The sequence below is a fragment of the Streptomyces sp. AC627_RSS907 genome, assembly GCF_019049165.1.
In genome coordinates, this window is the sequence record NZ_JAGMUE010000968.1 from 1 (window position 1) to 803 (window position 803).

Here is an 803-nt window from a genome sequence, read left to right on the forward strand (position 1 = left end):
CCTCCAGCGTGTTGTAGACGTAGAACGTCGCCCGGGTGGTGGCCGGGACGCCGTAGCGGCGGACGATGGGGCGCGCGCAGTGGTGGCCGACGCGCACGGCGATGCCGCGTTCGTCCAACACCTGCCCGACGTCGTGCGGGTGCAGGTCCGCGACCGTGAACGAGACGGCCGAGCCGCGCTCGGTCATCTCCCGCGGGCCGATGATGCGCACGCCGGGAATCTCGCTCAGCCGCTCGATCGCCCGGGCGGTCAGCGCGTCCTCGTGCGCCGCCACCTCGTCCATGCCCAGCGCCCGCAGGTAGTCCACGGCCGCGGCGAGCCCCACCGCCTGCGCCGCCATCGGCACGCCCGCCTCGAAGCGCTGGGGCGGCGGCAGGAACGTGGCGTGGTCCATCTCCACGATCTCGATCATCGAGCCGCCGGTGAGGAACGGCGGCAGCGCGGCGAGGAGTTCGGCGCGGCCCCACAGCACGCCCACGCCGCTGGGGCCCAGCATCTTGTGCCCGGAGAAGGCCAGGAAGTCGGCGCCGAGCGCGGTCACGTCCACCGGCCGGTGCGGCACCGACTGGGCGGCGTCGACCACGACGTACGCGCCCACCGCGTGCGCCCGCTCGGCGATGGCACGCACGGGGTTGATGGTGCCCAGCACGTTGGACTGGTGGCTGAGGGCCACCACCCTGGTGTCCGCGTCCACCAGCCGGTCCAGGTCGTCGAGGTCGAGCCGGCCGTCGTCGGTCAGCCGGAACCAGTCGAGCCGGGCCCCGGTCCTGGCCGCGAGCTGCTGCCAGGGCACCAGGTTGGCG

Annotated in this window: 1 protein-coding gene; it reads right to left on the reverse strand. The window is 74.1% G+C overall.

Annotation, left to right across the window (positions count from 1 at the left end; translation table 11 throughout):
- A partial coding sequence (locus tag KUM32_RS39705; protein WP_217146592.1) for an aminotransferase class V-fold PLP-dependent enzyme occupies window positions 1–803 on the reverse strand: 803 nt, incomplete at both ends.